Source organism: Enterobacter cloacae complex sp. P16RS2, assembly GCF_014982155.1.
GTDB lineage: Bacteria > Pseudomonadota > Gammaproteobacteria > Enterobacterales > Enterobacteriaceae > Enterobacter > Enterobacter cloacae_M.
In genome coordinates this window covers 1-17,702 of record NZ_JADCKW010000044.1, presented here as the reverse complement: position 1 = coordinate 17,702, position 17,702 = coordinate 1, and the positions used below count along the sequence as shown (strand labels likewise).

Here is a 17,702-nt window from a genome sequence, read left to right as displayed (position 1 = left end):
TGTTTGAGCGTTGTGAAACGGGCCGAAGCCCGCTGGATTAATCTTTATAGATGCTGAAGTGTTCGCGCGCGTCGAGCAGCTGCGCTTTGGTCAGCATAAAGACGCCGTCACCGCCGTTGTCGAACTCAAGCCAGGTGAACGGCACATCCGGGTACTGCTCTATCAGATGTACCATGCTGTTGCCCACTTCACAAATCAGAACGCCGTCGTCGGTCAGGTAATCCGGCGCGCAGGCCAGAATGCGGCGCGTCAGCTTCAGGCCGTCAGAGCCTGACGCCAGACCGAGCTCCGGCTCGTGACGGTATTCGTTCGGCAGATCGGACATGTCTTCCGCATCGACGTACGGCGGGTTGGTAACGATCAGATCGTACTGCAGCGTCGGCAGATCGCGGAACAGGTCGGAGCGAATTGGCGTAACGTGATGGATGAGCCCATGCTCTTCGATGTTATGCTCGGTCACGGCCAGCGCGTCGGTGGAAATATCTACCGCGTCTACTTCCGCTTCCGGGAAGGCGTACGCGCAGGCAATCGCGATGCAGCCGCTGCCGGTACACATATCGAGAATGTGCTGCGGCTGATGGCCAATCAAGCCTTCAAAGTGGTTGTTAATCAGCTCGCCAATCGGCGAGCGCGGCACCAGTACGCGTTCATCGACATAGAACTCGTGACCGCAGAACCAGGCTTTGTTGGTCAGGTAGGCGACCGGAATGCGCTCGTTCACGCGGCGGATCACACGCTCAACGATGCGGTGTTTTTCGCTGGAGGTCAGGCGCGCGGTGCGCATGTCTTCCGGAATATCCAGCGGCAGGTAGAGAGACGGCAGCACCAGCTGCACGGCTTCATCCCACGGGTTATCGGTACCGTGACCGTACCAGATATTGGCGGCGCTGAAGCGGCTAACCGACCAGCGCAACATGTCCTGTATGGTATGCAGCTCGTTTACTGCTTCATCGACAAATATTTTATCCACTCTTTCCTCCAGGGCATGCTCGCATAATTTTCGGCGGCTAGTTTGCCATGAAGACGGCGATAAATCAGCAATGACACGTCGCGCTTGAGGTTAAAAAATGCGTTTAGTCGGGTACACTGTCGGAAATACGAGATGAGAATGACGAATGAAAAAGAAAACATCGCTTAGCGAGGAGGATCAGGCGCTCTTCCGTCAGCTGATGACCGGGACGCGTAAAATCACGCAGGACACGATTGTCCATCGCCCGCTGCGTAAAAAAATCAGCGAAGTACCGGTCAAGCGTCTTCTGCAGGAGCAGGCGGATAACAGCCACTATTTTTCAGATGAATTTCAGCCGCTGCTCAACACGCAAGGGGCTGTGAAGTACGTACGCGAAGACGTCAGCCATTTTGAACTGAAAAAATTACGCCGCGGAGATTATTCGCCGGAGCTGTTTCTCGATCTGCACGGTTTAACGCAGATGCAGGCGAAACAGGAGCTGGGGGCATTGATCGCCGCCTGTCGCCGTGAACATGTTTTTTGCGCCTGCGTGATGCACGGCCACGGTAAACATATCCTTAAACAACAGACGCCGCTGTGGCTGGCTCAGCACCCACACGTAATGGCTTTTCATCAGGCACCGAAAGAGTACGGCGGAGATGCCGCGTTGCTGGTGTTGATTGAAGTGGAAGAGTGGCAGCCGCCAGAGTTGCCCTGACAGAATGGCGGGAAGCACATTGCACCCGCCATATCGCACGTCACGTCAGATCGCTTTTGCCATCTTCAGGTTGCACGGACTCATTTGCCAGTTGAAGACACCTTTGCCCGTTTCGTCGAGAGAAACATTGGCAATGGCGGATGTCGTGAACATCGGCGGGGTTTCGCCCGGGCACAGCTCAGATACCAGATAGCCAACCAGTGGCAGGTGGGAAATGACCAGCGCGGAAGCGACACCTTCATTGCACAGCGCCTGAAGATAAGCGCTGACAAGGCCTACATCGCCACACGGGGTGAGTTCAGGGAGAACATCCACACTGGTCGGCAGGTTCATACACTCCCCTACCACATCCAGCGTCTGTTCTGCACGCAGGAACGGACTCACCAGAACGCGTTCGATGTCCACTTTTTGACCGTTAAGCCAGGTCGCCATCAGACGAGATTCGTCGCAGCCACAGACGGTCAAAGGACGTACTGAGTCACTGGCGGCATCGAGTGCCGCGTCGCCGTGACGCATGATAAAAACTTGCATATTGCACCGCTTTTGTTAACCAGAATCACCGGCGTTAACTACCCGCGATAAATGCTGTGAGGTAGAAAACCCGATGGCCGGGCATTGTGCCTGATCCATTCGGTGAATGAAACGCTGTTTTTTACCTCAATGGCGTAAGTATAGTCAATCTCTGTTTACAAAATCGCCAGAACAGGTCCATTCACTTCAGGATTTACCCTTCTTTGACCTCAGCTTACGAGGACAGTTTCCCTTGCAGGCCAAAATGTCTGGCCGCGTTCCGCCATCTGCAATAATTCGTCACACGGCGTAAACCGGGGGCCATATTGCGAAGCCAGACGTTGCAGGATTGCAACCACTTCACCCGCGCCGAGCGTATCCATGTAACGGAACGGGCCGCCAAGGAACGGCGGGAAACCAATGCCAAATACCGCGCCGATGTCGCCATCGCGTGCACTCTTGATCACCTGCTCATCAAAGCAGCGCGCCGCTTCATTGAGCATCATCATCACGCAGCGCTCAGCGCACTGAACGGCGGACAGTTTTCCCTGACCTGTGGTCGAAATGAGTCCATATACCGAAGGGTCGACCTGTTTCCTGCTTTTACGCCCTTTCGCGCCGTAAAGATAGAAACCGCGTTCATTTTTTCTACCTTTGCGATCGTCCTTCAAAATCGCAGAAACAATGTTTGCTGGTGGGCTAAAACGATCGCCATATGCGGCCTCCAGCACTGGTATAATTTTAGTGCCGGTGTCTATTCCCACCTCATCCAAAAGTTGGATTGGGCCAACGGGGAAACCAAACTTTACCAGCGCCTCGTCGATGTGCTCAATCTTCTCCCCTTCCGTCAGCAACCGCATGGCTTCATTAATGTAGGGCGCCAGTATGCGGTTGACGTAGAAGCCAGCTTTGTCCGCTACCACAATCGGGGTTTTGCCCTGTTTTTTCGCCAGCTTCACCACGGTGGCAACAGTTTGCGGACTGGTAGTCGCGTGAGGAATAACCTCCACCAGCGGCATTTTTTCTACCGGGCTAAAGAAGTGCAGTCCGATCACCTGCTCCGGACGCACGGCTTTCGCCGCGATATCGCCAATCGGTAATGACGACGTGTTAGAGGCAAAAATGGTGTGCGGGGCGCAATGTTGCTCAACGTCTGCCACCATCTGTTGTTTAAGCGCCAGATCTTCAAACACGGCTTCAATCACAAGATCGCGGTGCGCAAAACCGCTGTAATCCGTCGTACCGGATATCATCGCCAGGGTTTTATCACGCTCGCTTGCCTTGATATGGCGGCGCTTGACCTTTTGATCAAGGTTCTGCCAGCTGTACTGCAGCGCGTGGTTGATCCCCTTAGGATTAATGTCTTTAATTCGTACAGGCAATTTGCCTTTGCTGGCGGTAACAAAAGAGATTCCGCCACCCATGAGCCCCCCACCCAGTACGCCAATGGCACGCAGCGGCGCAGGCTGCGCCTCGCTGCCCGGATCTTTTTTCACTTCCGTGCTGGCGAAGAAGATGCTGCGCAGCGCCTGTGACTGTGGCGTCATCGCCAGTTCGCCGAAGGCTTTGGCCTCCGCTGCATAGCCGCTGCTGCTGCCCTGCGACAGCCCGGTTTCGATCACTTCCAGGATCCGCTTTGCCGCCGGGTAATTGCCTTTGGTTTTTTGTTCGGTCTTTTTGCCCACCATGTTGAACAGGAGCGTTCTTCCCAGCGGGCCGGCCAGCACGCGCTCGCGTACCGGCAGAGGACGTTTTGCCTGACGCCCTTTCAGCGCAAGCTCAACGGCGGCCTCCAGCAAAATGGACTGCGGCACGACGTCATCGACCAGACCGGCTTTCAGCGCCTGACGGGCACGCAGCTGTTTACCGGTTAAGATCATCTCCAGTGCCGTGCTAACGCCCACCAGGCGCGGCAACCGTTGCGTTCCGCCGGAGCCAGGCAGCAGGCCCAGCTGCACTTCCGGCAGGCCCAGAATCGTTTTCGCATCGTCGGTGCAAATTCGGCTGTGACAGGCCAGCGCCAGCTCAAGCCCACCGCCCAGACAGGCGCCGTGGATTGCGGCAATGACCGGGATCGGCAGGCCGCCGATCTCCGCCATCACCTGCTGGCCCTGACGCGCCAACTCTTCGGCTTCCAGAGCGCTTTGCGCCCGGGCGATCATGTTGATATCCGCGCCGGCGATAAAGTTATCCGGCTTGGCAGAGATAAAGACCAGACCACGAATCGCTTTGTTGTCGCGGATCTGCTTTAGCATCGCGCGCACCTGAACACCAAATTCGGCCTTCAGGGTATTCATCTTTTCATCAGGCACATCAATAGTGATAACGGCCACGTTATCGAGGCGAACCGTTAGATTAAATGCAGATGGCATATCCATTATTCAGCCTCCAGAACCATTGCTGCGCCAAGGCCACCCGCCGCACAGGCGGTAACGAGGCCAAACCCGCCGCCGCGGCGACGGAGTTCATGTAATGTTTGCGTGATCATCCTCGCCCCTGTGGCGGCAAACGGATGACCGTAGGCGATAGAGCCGCCCAGCACGTTGAATTTACTCTGATCCACTTCGCCCGTGGCATGGGCGCGGCCCAGCACATCGCGCGCGAAACGCTCGCTTGCCAGCAGCTGTACGTTTGCCAAGGTTTGCGCGGCAAACGCTTCGTGCATATCAATCAGGGTTAAATCAGCCAGCGTCAGCCCCGCGCGCTCCAGCGCCAGCGGCGTGGACCACGCCGGACCTAACAGCATGTCCTGCCAGACATCAATGGCGGTGAAGGCATAGCTGCGTAAATAGCCCAGGGGAGTGATGCCCAGCTCCTTCGCGCGGGATTCGGTCATCAGGATCACGGCGGCGGCGCCATCCGTCAGCGGCGTACTGTTCGCCGCCGTCACCGTGCCGTGCTTGCGGTCAAACGCCGGGCGCAGTTTGGCGTAATCCGCCAGCGTTGAGGTGCCGCGAATATTGTTATCTTCCACAAGCGGTTCACGGTAGGGGGGAATATAGGCGGTCATGACCTCGTCGGTTAGCTTGCCTTCCGACCAGGCTTTTGCCGCAAGCTGATGCGAGCGATGTGCCAGGGCATCCTGTTGTTCACGCGTAATGCCGTACGTCTTTGCCATCTGCTCGGCGGTATCGCCCATGCGCAGGCCAGTAGAATATTCCGCTACGGCAGGCGGCACGGGCATGAGGTCGCGCAGGCGTAAACGCGAGAAGAGCTTGAGTTTCTGACCCGTCGTGCGGGCTTTATTGACATCCACCAGGATGCGCGCCAGCTTTTTACTCACGCCAATCGGCAGCACCGAAGAGGAATCCGCTCCACCCGCGATCCCGGCGCGAATCGTACCCGCCATCAGGCTTTCAGCGACGTTAGCCACGGCCTGGAAGCTGGTCGCGCAGGCGCGACTGACGCTGTAGGCATCGGTATGCACGTTCATCCCGGTACCGAGGACGATTTCACGCGCAATATTGGGGGCTTCAGGCATCTGCACGACCTGACCGAAGACCAGCTGTTCGATGACCTCCGGCGGAATTTCGCTGCGAGCCAGCATCTCCCCCACTACCATTTTGCCCAGGTCAACGGCCGGTATGCCATGAAACGCCGTTGCCTGCCGCGCAAACGGCGTGCGCAATCCACTGACTATGGCAATGCGATCGCCCTGACGGGTAATAAGCGGTAATGCCTGACTCATAACACTCCCCTGTAAAAAATTTTCGCCAACATAAAGTGGTCTGACCTGATAATAGTCTTAACCATTTTTTTACATTCAGCCAATCGGGGAAACGAAAAAGTGCGAGCTAAAACACAGAGAAGAAAAAGAAAATGCCGGCGTGATAAAAGCAAAACGGTAACCCTGAGGTTACCGTTTTTGATGTTTGAGCCCTCTCCCGTGGCAGAGTGTTAGGGAGAGGGATCCGACCGCAGAAATTAACGCAGGCCCAGCTGGAAAATCAGCGTTTCCGCTTCGCAGGCGAAAACAAAGTCAATGTCCAGCTTCACGCCGCCTTCCACTTCGGTAAAGGTTGACTTGATTTCACACGGATCGGATTCAACGTCACGCGCACGCTTGCTCAGCGCGGTCAGGGTCTCTTCCGCTTCAGCGCGGGTAGTGAACACGCGGCTGTAAGACGCGGTGCAATCGGAGTTGTCCATGATGGTCCCAACATCCATACAGCAGCAAACCGGGGTTTCATCAGCACTGCATTTACTCATAGCTCAATTTCCTCTGTATTCGCGCAGAGCGCGAGATAAACACGATGCTGATATTTTACGCCCCGGCGCGGGCTCTCTCCAGCCGTTAATGGCGCAAAACCGGTTAAGTGACCAATATCACACTAAAAAATGATCTAAAACAAAAACCACCCTTTTGGGTGAGTCGCGATGGTCACAATTTTGCCAAGCAGATCTCGTTTCACGAAACATGTTTGAAAATATTAATAAACAAACTTGCAACATTCAGGCTGGTCGGACCTATACTCTGGCCACTGGTCTGATTTGTCTGTCATACCTCAGACCCTACACTTCGCGCTCCTGTTACGGTATGTAACAATTATTGAATAAAAATAACTCAATGAGGTTATGGTCATGAGCCAGAAAACCCTGTTCAACAAGACTGCGCTGGCAGTCGCAGTGGCACTCGTCTCCACTTCCGCCTGGTCAGCGGGCTTTCAGTTAAACGAATTTTCTTCCTCTGGCCTTGGCCGCGCGTATTCAGGGGAAGGCGCCATTGCTGATGATGCGGGTAACGCGAGTCGTAACCCCGCGTTGATCATGATGTTCGATCGTCCGACTTTCTCTGCCGGTGCAATTTTTGTCGATCCAGGTGTTGATATCTCGGGCCGTTCTCCGACAGGTGCCGATCTGAAGTCGGATAACATTGCCCCAACGGCATGGGTTCCAAACATGCACTTCGTGGCGCCAATTAACGACCAGTTCGGCTGGGGCGCATCCGTGACCTCTAACTACGGTTTAGCAACCGAGTTCAATAACGACTATGCAGCTGGGGCGTTTGGCGGTAAAACCGACCTCGAAACCCTGAACCTGAACCTGAGCGGTGCTTACCGTCTGGATAATCACTGGAGTTTCGGCGTTGGCTTTGACGCTGTGTATGCTAAAGCGAAGATCGAACGTTACGCGGGCGACCTGGGCAAAGTCGTCGCTGGCTCAGGCGCACTTCCACCAGCCCTGGCACAGCGTGTGGCTGGAATCCCAGCAGATACTCAGATCGCTTATCTGAAGGGCGATGAGTGGGGCTTTGGCTGGAACGCCGGTATCCTTTATGAACTCGATAAAAACAACCGTTACGGCTTTACCTACCGTTCAGAAGTAAAAATCGATTTTGATGGAGATTATAAAAGCAGCCTCCCTTCTGCTTATAACCAGATCCTCGGCAACTTCGGTCTTCCGATGGGAACCAATGGACAAACCACTGGCGGCTCTCTGAGCCTGCACTTACCAGAAATGTGGGAATTGTCAGGTTATAACAAAGTGGCGCCACAGTGGGCAGTTCACTATAGCCTGACCTACACCAGCTGGAGCCAGTTCCAGGAGCTGAAGGCGACCAATAGCAACGGCGACACGCTCTTCTATAAAGATGAGAGCTTCCGTGATGCTTACCGCATCGCGCTGGGGACAACCTACTATATGGATGACAACTGGACATTCCGCACCGGTATTGCCTTCGATGATAGTCCGGTACCAGCAGACAAACGCTCTATCTCGATTCCCGATCAGGACCGCTTCTGGCTGAGCGCTGGTGCGACCTATGCATTCAACAAGGATGCTTCTATTGATGCGGGCATATCTTATATGCACGGTCAAAAAGTTAACTTCAAGGAAGGTCCGTATGAGTTCTCTTCCGAAGGTAAAGCCTGGCTGTACGGCATGAACTTCAACTACGCGTTCTAATCGCGCTGGAATCAAAAAAGGTGAGCATTGCTCACCTTTTTTATTTACTCCGAATCGATATCTTTTAGTTCGTTTTCGATCGCTTTCGCGTTTGGATTCTCTTCAGGCTTCAGCTTGCCGCCGTTGGCAATAAAGTCATGATTCTGGAAGTACGCTTCGCGCACCATAATGTACGGATCAGAAGACTGGCGCAGCAGACCATCAGAGTCGAGCAGTTGCGCGCGAGTTTCAATCCCTTCCACCGTCCATTTACCCACCGACAGCGGCCAGGTCAGCCACGACAGGACCGGATACAGCGTATCCACCATATCGCCGCCATCATCACGGAGGGTGAAACTACCGTAGAACGGTAAATGCACGTACGGACCATACCCGACGCCATAGTGTCCCATCGTACTGCCGAAACGGTGCGGCTGTTCACGCTGCAGCTTCTGGTTAGCCATACCTGCAACATCAATAAAGCCACCCATCCCCAGAATGGAGTTCAGGAAGAAGCGGGTAAAGTGGACCATCCCCTGATAGGGGTCGCCCTGCAGGAAGTAGTTCACCATGACCGCAGGCTCTTCGAGGTTGCTGGTAAAGTTACTTAACCCGTTACGCGCGGGTTGTGGAACATAATCGCGCCATGCTACTGCCACCGGACGAACCACATACGGGTCCAGTACGTTGTAGTTGAAGCTATACATTGAGCGGTTAAATCCTTCGAGAGGATCGGAGCGTCCCGTTTGCTCCCCGGAGCTGGCGCAGCCCACAAGCATCGTCGCGCCAAGCGCAAGCGCCGACAGCCGAAGTTTCATAAATATCTCCCTGTTCAGTATGGCTATCGTTGATTGCCATCCGTAACGGAGCCGTTGACGCTCCGTCTGTAAACGTGCAAGTGATTGTAACAGCACGTTTACCGATGTCTATGAGCACAATTACGGGCAGTAACCACCGTGACTCTGATCTCAGCATAGCCTGGCTTTTGGAATTCGTTTCGCTGGCAATTTTATAATGTCTTTGAAAGAGATGTATCACCTTTGTTGTCATTGCAGCCAAATTAAGAGCATCCCCACAGGCATCCCGACAAAAGCCGCTACGCTTAACAGAAAGATCAACCTCCGGGAGCAGATATGAAAGATGTAGGCGAAGAAAAAATTGGCGAGAGCACTGAGGAGCTTGAAATTGAAAGCGAGGAGAAGGCGCGCGGCGAGAAGATAGAAATTGATGAAGATCGCCTCCCCTCCCGCGCAATGGCCATCCACGAGCATATACGCCAGGATGGTGAAAAAGAGATGGAGCGCGACGCGATGGCCCTCTTCTGGTCAGCCATCGCTGCCGGGCTATCAATGGGCGCATCTCTTCTTGCGAAAGGGATATTTCATGTGCAGCTGGAAGGCGTGCCCGGTGGATTTTTACTGGAAAACCTCGGCTATACCTTCGGCTTTATTATTGTCATCATGGCCCGCCAGCAGCTGTTTACCGAAAACACGGTGACCGCCGTTCTGCCGGTGATGCAAAACCCCACACTCGGTAATTTCGGTTTATTGATGCGGCTCTGGAGCGTGGTCCTGCTGGGTAATATCATTGGCACGGGCATCGCGGCATGGGCGTTTGAATATATGCCGATCTTTGATGAACCCACCCGGGATGCGTTTGTGAAAATCGGCATGGACGTGATGAAAAACACGCCGGTCGAGATGTTCTCAAACGCCATCATTTCTGGCTGGATTATCGCCACGATGGTCTGGATGTTTCCTTCAGCGGGAAGCGCCAAAATTGTGGTGATCATATTGATGACCTGGCTAATTGCGCTGGCGGACACCACGCATATTGTGGTCGGTACCGTTGAAATCCTCTATCTGGTCTTTAACGGTACGCTTCACTGGAGCGATTTCTTCTGGCCGTTTGCCCTTCCGACGCTGGCGGGAAACATTTGCGGCGGAACGTTTATCTTCGCGCTGTTAAGCCATGCCCAAATTCGTAACGACATGTCGAACAAACGCAAAGCTGAGCTTAAGGCACGGGAAAATGATGATAAATCGACAAAAAAATCGACCTGAATGGTGACTCTTTGAGCAGTCAGGCGGCGATGCGCTTAACGCAAAGTGTAAATAAGGCTATACTCGTGCCGCCTCGTCCCCTTAGTTAAATGGATATAACGAGCCCCTCCTAAGGGCTAGTTGCAGGTTCGATTCCTGCAGGGGACACCATACCGATGCTAATACTATCCTTTAAAATCTGCCAATTACGAATTTCTCCCCTTCCTTATTGTCAATAACCTTCATCCATCCCCATCAACCACTTTACTGGGGTGGAGCGATGAAAAGATCGTTCAGGAGCTGGGAATGGATGCCGATGAACTTTCACGCCTCAAACAGATTAACGGACTCCTGATGTTGTTTGCCGGCTGCCGCTCCTCCAAAGCCGGGATGGTGAAATAAAACCTAAACACCTGATCGCGTGTATGCTTTCCGGCCTCACGTGCGCAAGCGCCAGCAACAGTATATACCACTATCTCATGCGCATTTTCCGGCCTCGGCTCCTACAGCGTTTCTTTCGCCGACGGCTCATTTTCTTTCAGCAAGGTGAGCGTTGATTTGATAAAGAGGAAGAGCGCCGCTGCCGATCATCATCTGGAACTTATTGGCAATCGTCAGAACACTCACCCTGTCATTCGGACTGAAGGCTTTGTCTGCCCGGCAATCGTCACAACATGGTGGCCGAACAGCACGTTTTCCTCGGCAGGCACATCGTATAAACTTGGAAGGAATAACAATGGGGTATGTACACCCTAAATAATACGCGTTGCGGTAAGGCGGCAAAAAAGTGACAAATTCGTCGGGAACGAATTTGACCAGCAGCAGGCTGGCATTCGGTAAGAGACAGGATGTCTCACATTAATCCCAGGCGCTTACATAAGTAAGTGACTGGAGTGAACGAGTGCAGCCAACGCCCATGCAACCTGAACTATTACGGGTATAAACCCCATTGTTTATTAATTAACAGCAGTTAGAGACGTTCAATTTCAACGGTCACATTGCCCAATAAGGAGCCGCTGGTGACGGTTTGTCCCGGCAATTTAACAGCCTGGAAGCCAATACCGGTCTTTGACATATTCTCGCTGGTCACGACCACCGTTTTGCCAAGCTCATAAGGACTTTGATCGAGAGAAAAGAGGCCAATGCCGATTCCGCCAGCATGAGTATCGGTTGAATCGGCGTTTTTCAGGACAGTTGCGTCAGATTCGTCTGCAATCCCTGTAATTTTATATCCGATTCTGCCTTGATCAATAAGCTGCCGGCATCCAATATCGCCTGAGACCTGAATAGGTACAAAGCTCATATTAGTTGCATTATCCCCAGCCTCAATCATATTAGAAATATCACTATGAATACTTACAGTATGAACTGAAGAAGTCACTGTACATTCTGCCGCAGAAGAATCTGATACCGAGCCGGTTATTGAAACATAAGCCGAGTTATCGGTTGTTGATCCCACTGCCATGGCTGAACCTGATACTAATAGTGCAGGAATAACAATTCCTTTAATAATTTTATTCATAATAGTTCCCAGTTTTCCTTGAAGGTTAAGTTATAAACGCTCAATGTTAACAGTCATTGAGGTCTGTACATCTCCAGGGACAACGCTCTGGTTGCTTAATTGTACAACTCCTAAATTCACACTCGTCGGCTTATCGTAAACCGGCATGATAGATTGATTTACGTGAAACATGATATTACTGTAGCTACCAGAGAAAATGCCTACACCTACGCCTTTTGCAGCATTTTCACCTTCCGCTGTATTAGCCAGTACGGTGCCATCGGCATTATCCGCAACACCTGTAAATTTCAGGTAGATACGGCCTGACTTTAAGGTGTTATGACAACCTTCATCACCGTCAACGGTAATATTGACTACACCATCCGGGCTGTAATAGTTCAGCTTTTGTTCAGCCTGCTTGTTAATATGTGCGGGATCCGCGTAAAGCTGAATTGAAGATTTATCAATTTGTACCGCACAAGCGCCTGCTGTGTCAGAAATATAACCTGAAACAGATATATCAGTCGAATCTTGTGCATAGGCATTCATCAAGCCTAATGATGAAAGGCCGATAGCAAGAATAATCTTTTTCATAGTCACTACCTTGTTAATACAATAACCAATGAAAACGCCCCCGAGGGGGCGCTCATTATTACAAACGCTCAATTTCAATAGTTACGCCGGCGTCAACAGCACCTGCCTTGTAAACCATATCTTCTGAGCCAGCCAGTTTCACCAGTTGAAGCGTTACAGTCGTGGCTTCATCTTTCTTAGCCGGGATGAGGGTAGAATTGACAGCAACAGTATGAAGTGCCTGATCATAAATACCCACACCGATATTCTGAGCAGCATTATCACCTGTTGCAGTATTTGCAAGCACGGTACCTAAGGAAGCATCAGCTTGTCCTACAAATTTGTAGGAAATGTGCCCCTCAGCGACTTTATCTAAGCAGTTCCCAGCACCAGTAACGGTCAGACTGAGAGTCTGTGATCCCGGAACAGAACTGGTCGCATTATTACCCTGCGTAGGCAGAACATTAATATCGCTGGTTAAATTGATCACGTTAGTAGACGGAACAACCGTACAAGCGTCATCAATGTCCTGAACCACAGTACCGGTGATACTTACAACTGCAGATGTATCAGCAGCGTGCGCCGTACCCATAACAAACATTGCAGATACAAACATCCCAATAATTGACTTTTTCACTTTAAATTCCTTCTTAATTGATAATAAGCGAAGAATACTTTCCAAGTGTTCTTCCGTATTGTCATAAATAATCAAGCCGTAGTGTAAATTGAGTTTTTACTTCACCAGCTTTAACTTCATCAGCAATCTTTAAATATCGCGCCGTAAAAGGTAAAGATTTTGACTGGTTCTCCTTTGAAAGGCCGATGTCAATAATCTGATGTGGTATAATCGTTTTTCCATCGTATAAAAGCTCAATACCAACGCCAGAGGATGCCTTCTCTTTCAGTAAATTCTCTAATACCCAACCGGAGTCTATTTTAGACATTCCTTCGATACTGATACTGGCATGAGTGGTATTGATACACTCAACACCTATTTCAACAGGCTGTGGCGGACTGGCCGGGCTATTTTTAAACTGACTGGTTTTCACTGCCGTGAGAACGACCTGCGGCGCGTTCATTTTTATAGCGCAATGCGGGCTGGCTGGCGCGATTTTTACTGCCAAACCGGCAATGAAAGATCCGTCATTTAATGTCAGTAAATCAGGAATATTGAACGTTTCAACACCCTGTGTTTCAACATTACCTATTTTAACAAGTTCAAGCCTGATACTAATATCATCCGTCTTAATCTGTTTATTTGCATACTGCCCAAGAGAAATCGCAAATGGTATGAAGAGCTCTTTATGAACAACACCTTTCTTCGAAAAAACAACCGTTATTCTGATACCAACACCATCGACACGTGTCTTAAATACATTATTTCCTGATTTAACATCAGGTAAACGACCGGTAAAAACCTGACTTGCTTTGGCAATGCAATCGCTTGTTAAATCCTTACTTTTTCCGGTTAATTCCGTCAGCGTAGCCTCTTTTCTAAACAATACTGTCCCGATAGATTTAGATTGAATATCATCAGGAATGCGAAACGAGATCGGGATAGTTGTTAACCCGCCCTCTGGCTGATAGCGGCATTCGCTGCCAAACGAAAAACGAGAAAAAAATATAAATGCACAAAATAAAATAGTCGCGTTTTTCATCATCTGCACTCCAGTTGCTTAACAAGTATTTTCGTCCGGTCGTTAGTAGGCGGAAAATCGTAGGACGCATTACATGTCAGCCCATCATCCAGATAAAATTTAATATTTCCAGAGTCATTTTCAACGTTTACGTAAAGCTGCCCATTATCACCAATATAATAGGTCTTATCATCGCCATCCACTTTCGCACGAATACCAAATTGTAATGGTTCTTGGTTATATATAACATTAAACACGGCTTTATGACCGTTAATAGCTTTAAATGGAGCCCAGATGATAGCATCCTTTGTCGGAACAACATTTTTTGATGTCGTGTCAAAATCAAGTTTGCGGTCATCATTCTGAACATCAACGTTAACGGTATTACGATGGTAAGGGCGTAAGTCCGGATAAATAGCATAACCAAACCGATCGGTGGTGATATTATAACCACCGGAGAGTGGTACAGAGTCTATTCCAGGTACCGCCACTATTGCCGCGCTTCCTGAAATAGTTCGACCAAACGTAATACCATGTCGATGACCCACTATACTCCCTGATGCGTTCCACGAAATATAATTATTCCTGTCAGCGTTGTAGGTAACATTCATATCACCACGGCTTCCCTGATAATCAATCCCCGCAGATCCAGATGTGGTATCCGTTTGCCCAGGTTGAGATGCATAGCTAACCTGCGTATTCCAGTTTAAATTAGAATCGCCGTTAATTGTTCCGGTCATCCCTAACTGATTGCTTAAATCACCTTTTAACCCACTTGTGGCAGTGTAGTTCAAAACAGGATGAGTCTTTGGAAACAAATCAAAAAAGGGAACTGATAAATTCAAAGACAATTGTTTGTCCCATTCAGGATTACTACTATCTTTGCTCATACTATAATTAATTGAGTAACTTATATATTTCCATGAACTATTCCATCCCAACATCCAGGAACGTGAAACAGAGTCATCTTTATTTTCTGACCTGTTTAAGGTAATAAAGAAGTTATTTTTATCATCCACACTCTGATTGATATTCAGATTGTACTCGTTCTTTTTCTGTGAAGAGAATGAATCATAATTCTCGGAAGACCAGTCGCTAAAAGAGATAAACTGGTCCTGATAAAATCGTTGGTCCAGTTCAATCTGTGTATTCGTCGCATCCAGGTAATTGCGGTATGCCATGCGGATCATTTTTCCACTATGATCGCGACTCTTAAAATGGCTTTCGTTTTTCATCATATCAATCGCAATACCGCCATTGCTATGGAGATTAACCCCCAACCCGGCATCGACAGCACTGAATTTATTTTGATATTGGATCCCGCCATACAAAGTCGTATCAAGAGGCAAGCCAACCGAAAGCGATGACTGAATAATATCTTTATCTTGCGCATTGGCTGAACTGGACTGTGCCTTTCCCAACGCGACGTTGTATTCTACCTGCCCTGTTCTGAGCAATTGCGGAACATTGGCATAAGAGACGGTAGTATGTGTTTCCGAACCGTCCGCTTCTGTAACGATCACATCCAGTTTTCCACCATCCGATACAGAAGAAAGATCGTTGATGGTAAAAGGCCCCGCAGGCACATTCCGCTGATAAATAGTATGCCCATTCTGCTGGATTTTGACGACAGCATTACTTTTAGCTATCCCATGAATAAGCGGCGCAAAACCGGTAAGCTGGTCAGCGCGCATATCATCATCCGAAGCGATCTGTATTCCTCTTAAACTATAACTGTCAAAAATCTCGCCGGACGTATTCGAGTCGCCAACGGTGAGTTCACCTTTGATCTCACTAATCGCAGTTTCGATATACGTGCTTAAATTCTGAGTACCTTCTTCTGAAACAGTCGAATTATTTCGTAACCGCCAGCGCCCAATGTTAATTCCATTTTGTAGATTGAGGAACACACTATCGCTACTATTCGTATTTCCGCCAATATATTTTTGACCAGAAAGTTGATAATTACTGAGAATAGCGGGTACGCCGTCATCCCATTCCTCTACAGGTACAACATCATATTGCTCATCCAGCATAGATTGTGGAACAGCAATATTAAGCTCAAGGTTAGAAAAATTAAACGTTGCCTTAACATCTGGAAACTGAGATTCAATCGGCGTACATGATGAATTCTTAGCGTTATCCTTCGCGTTAGCTGTCAGTTTTTCCATATCCAGTCCTAATTTTTTATATAAATCAAACGACATGCATGGCACTAATTCATCAGTGTCGTTTTGCTTAAATTCCAGGCTGGTATTTAAAACCGTCTGTTCGTTAACTTTAACATTAACCCGATAAACTCCCGGTGGCTGCCCACCGGTAGAAAACATACTGGTATCTGTTATTGTTTGTTTGCCATCTATCGACTGTAGCAACATTGGGTCAAAATATTCTTTTGATACAACCACTCGACTAAATAAAAAAAACAGCGCAACCATCTTCGCAGAAGATTTAATGGTACTCATGAGTCACCATTAATGCATGCTGTACTTATATGGTTTTGACTCCAACCCAAAATCGTTTATTGACTGCCATTCAACATCGCTTATTTGCGGCAAGGAATGTTTTAATTTATACGTTTTTTTACCAAATGGAGGGATAACAGTATTATTGGTATCGACAGATACCGGAATTGCTTCTTTATCCACGACAATTTTACTCAAAACGGCGTAGTAGGGAGAATTGTTCGTTACTGAAACAACCTGGCCTTCATTACTCCAGGTCAAATTTTTAGCAGCCTCTCCCGGTTCGCCTTTTAGATTTGCCGGACGATAGAAAAATTTAATTCGGTTGTTAATGGCGACAACCATGCGGCTACTTGCTTTAGACTCTTCTTCGTTTAAACCGGGGATCCCTTTTACATCAAGCCAGAGCAAACTTTCACGATCGGCTGGCAATCCTGAGCCAAGATAAACGATACGGATAAGATTATCCGTGCCCGGAGCTAATTTGAAAAGAGGTGGAGTAACGACAAAAGGAATATTACCTGTTTTTTTGGTACTGTCGCCTGTATCAAGCCATGACTGAATAAGATAACCACGACTTTCGCTATTATGAATAGTAACAGAAGCTTCATCAGACTTTGCATTGTAGACCAGACGATCGGCGCTTAATGTCAACGATGCATTAGCATTTAAACAAAACAGAAATGATACCGCCGATATAAATCCGATTCCCTTTTTCATACATGCCATCCTTAGTAAAACATGCGCTCATCTTAAGGACGATTTTATAGATTCAAAATGTTTAAGAGTCTCTTTTTAGACTTCTATGCCCGCGATTATTGAAGATGCTTTATTTTCAGGCAACAGGAGATCATTCTATTCACCATGAAAATATTCATCACTTGGACTGACCCCGCCCCGGTAGACGATCCTGCCCTATAGTTGGACTGACCCCACCCCGGTAGACGATCCTGCCCTATAGTTTGAGCATAGGAGGAGCGTATGGGCACACCACGATTTACACCTGAATTTAAGGAAGAAGCCGTCCGTCAAATAACGGAACGCGGTTATTCCGTTGCCGAAGTATCTGACCGCCTGGGCGTGTCTGCACACAGCCTCTACAAGTGGCAACGGGCTATCAAACCTGATAACAGCGAACAGCATGCCCGGGATTTACTGGAAGCCAAAAGCGAGATCCTGAAACTCCGGGCGCAGCTAAAACGCACCGAAGAAGAACGGGATATCCTGAAAAAGGCCGCGCGGTACTTTGCAAGGGAGCCCGACTGAAGTACCGCTTTATCAATGAGCACCGCACTGTATGGGGTGTGATGACAATGTGTCGGGTATTGAATGTCGACCGGGCCGGGTTCTACGCGTGACTGCATAACCCGGTCTCGGCACGCGATAAAGATAACCAGCGCCTGCTAACGCTTATCCGTGACTCA

15 protein-coding genes, 1 tRNA gene and 2 pseudogenes are annotated in these 17,702 nt (G+C 49.5%); 6 read left to right on the top strand and 12 right to left on the bottom strand.

Features of this window, described 5'->3' with window-relative positions; genetic code table 11:
• Positions 1-37: 37 nt before the first annotated feature.
• Positions 38-970 (bottom strand): 50S ribosomal protein L3 N(5)-glutamine methyltransferase, encoded by a 933-nt coding sequence (gene prmB / locus INF68_RS21350; protein WP_008502612.1) that lies wholly within the window; start codon positions 968-970, stop codon positions 38-40.
• A 145-nt stretch (positions 971-1,115) separates the two neighbouring features.
• Here prmB and smrB point away from each other — a divergent pair, with 145 nt between their 5' ends.
• Positions 1,116-1,667 carry an endonuclease SmrB gene (smrB, locus tag INF68_RS21345; protein ID WP_033146105.1) on the top strand — a complete coding sequence of 184 codons (552 nt, stop codon included), beginning with the start codon at positions 1,116-1,118 and terminating at the stop codon, positions 1,665-1,667.
• Between the two features lie 45 nt (positions 1,668-1,712).
• Here the strand turns inward: smrB and sixA are convergent, their stop codons facing one another.
• From sixA to INF68_RS21325, 4 genes are all read right to left on the bottom strand, one after another.
• Positions 1,713-2,198, bottom strand: coding sequence for a phosphohistidine phosphatase SixA (gene sixA, locus INF68_RS21340; RefSeq protein ID WP_032659231.1), 486 nt, complete (start codon positions 2,196-2,198; stop codon positions 1,713-1,715).
• Between the two features lie 209 nt (positions 2,199-2,407).
• Positions 2,408-4,555 (bottom strand): fatty acid oxidation complex subunit alpha FadJ, encoded by a 2,148-nt coding sequence (gene fadJ / locus INF68_RS21335; protein ID WP_193525423.1) that lies wholly within the window; start codon positions 4,553-4,555, stop codon positions 2,408-2,410.
• Positions 4,555-5,865 (bottom strand): acetyl-CoA C-acyltransferase FadI, encoded by a 1,311-nt coding sequence (gene fadI, locus INF68_RS21330; RefSeq protein WP_109846059.1) that lies wholly within the window; start codon positions 5,863-5,865, stop codon positions 4,555-4,557. Before fadI ends, fadJ begins: the two co-directional genes overlap by 1 nt.
• Positions 5,866-6,101: 236 nt before the next feature.
• On the bottom strand, positions 6,102-6,386 hold the full coding sequence (locus INF68_RS21325) for a YfcZ/YiiS family protein (protein ID WP_023312583.1): 285 nt from the start codon (positions 6,384-6,386) through the stop codon (positions 6,102-6,104).
• A 372-nt stretch (positions 6,387-6,758) separates the two neighbouring features.
• On the opposite strand from INF68_RS21325, the gene fadL reads away from it, so the two are divergent.
• Positions 6,759-8,081 carry a long-chain fatty acid transporter FadL gene (gene fadL / locus INF68_RS21320; RefSeq protein WP_032659239.1) on the top strand — a complete coding sequence of 441 codons (1,323 nt, stop codon included), beginning with the start codon at positions 6,759-6,761 and terminating at the stop codon, positions 8,079-8,081.
• 44 nt (positions 8,082-8,125) lie between these two features.
• Here the strand turns inward: fadL and mlaA are convergent, their stop codons facing one another.
• Positions 8,126-8,878, bottom strand: coding sequence for a phospholipid-binding lipoprotein MlaA (gene mlaA / locus INF68_RS21315; RefSeq protein ID WP_023312585.1), 753 nt, complete (start codon positions 8,876-8,878; stop codon positions 8,126-8,128).
• 315 nt (positions 8,879-9,193) lie between these two features.
• On the opposite strand from mlaA, the gene INF68_RS21310 reads away from it, so the two are divergent.
• From INF68_RS21310 to INF68_RS23345, 3 genes and pseudogenes are all read left to right on the top strand, one after another.
• Positions 9,194-10,123, top strand: coding sequence for a formate/nitrite transporter family protein (locus tag INF68_RS21310; RefSeq protein WP_029740160.1), 930 nt, complete (start codon positions 9,194-9,196; stop codon positions 10,121-10,123).
• 75 nt (positions 10,124-10,198) lie between these two features.
• Positions 10,199-10,273 (top strand) — tRNA-Arg (locus INF68_RS21305).
• A 93-nt stretch (positions 10,274-10,366) separates the two neighbouring features.
• Positions 10,367-10,504 (top strand): annotated as a pseudogene (locus INF68_RS23345) (hypothetical protein); the annotation flags it as partial.
• A 568-nt stretch (positions 10,505-11,072) separates the two neighbouring features.
• On the opposite strand, the gene INF68_RS21300 reads toward INF68_RS23345, so the two are convergent.
• The 6 genes from INF68_RS21300 to INF68_RS21275 are packed head-to-tail and all read right to left on the bottom strand — an operon-like array spanning position 11,073 to position 16,998.
• Positions 11,073-11,624: a fimbrial protein gene (locus INF68_RS21300; protein ID WP_193525422.1), complete on the bottom strand. Its 552-nt coding sequence runs from the start codon at positions 11,622-11,624 to the stop codon at positions 11,073-11,075.
• A 30-nt stretch (positions 11,625-11,654) separates the two neighbouring features.
• A complete protein-coding gene (locus INF68_RS21295; RefSeq protein ID WP_227412935.1) occupies positions 11,655-12,197 on the bottom strand; it encodes a fimbrial protein in 543 nt (180 codons plus the stop codon).
• A 58-nt stretch (positions 12,198-12,255) separates the two neighbouring features.
• Complete coding sequence (locus INF68_RS21290; RefSeq protein WP_193525421.1) at positions 12,256-12,858, bottom strand: fimbrial protein; 603 nt, start codon at positions 12,856-12,858, stop codon at positions 12,256-12,258.
• Between the two features lie 16 nt (positions 12,859-12,874).
• Positions 12,875-13,837, bottom strand: a complete 963-nt coding sequence (locus INF68_RS21285; protein WP_193525420.1) for a fimbrial protein — start codon at positions 13,835-13,837, stop codon at positions 12,875-12,877.
• Positions 13,834-16,278, bottom strand: coding sequence for a fimbria/pilus outer membrane usher protein (locus tag INF68_RS21280; protein WP_193525419.1), 2,445 nt, complete (start codon positions 16,276-16,278; stop codon positions 13,834-13,836). Before INF68_RS21280 ends, INF68_RS21285 begins: the two co-directional genes overlap by 4 nt.
• A 9-nt stretch (positions 16,279-16,287) precedes the next feature.
• Positions 16,288-16,998 (bottom strand): molecular chaperone, encoded by a 711-nt coding sequence (locus INF68_RS21275; RefSeq protein WP_193525418.1) that lies wholly within the window; start codon positions 16,996-16,998, stop codon positions 16,288-16,290.
• A gap of 261 nt (positions 16,999-17,259) precedes the next feature.
• On the opposite strand from INF68_RS21275, the pseudogene INF68_RS21270 reads away from it, so the two are divergent.
• Positions 17,260-17,702: pseudogene (locus tag INF68_RS21270) on the top strand (transposase); the annotation flags it as partial.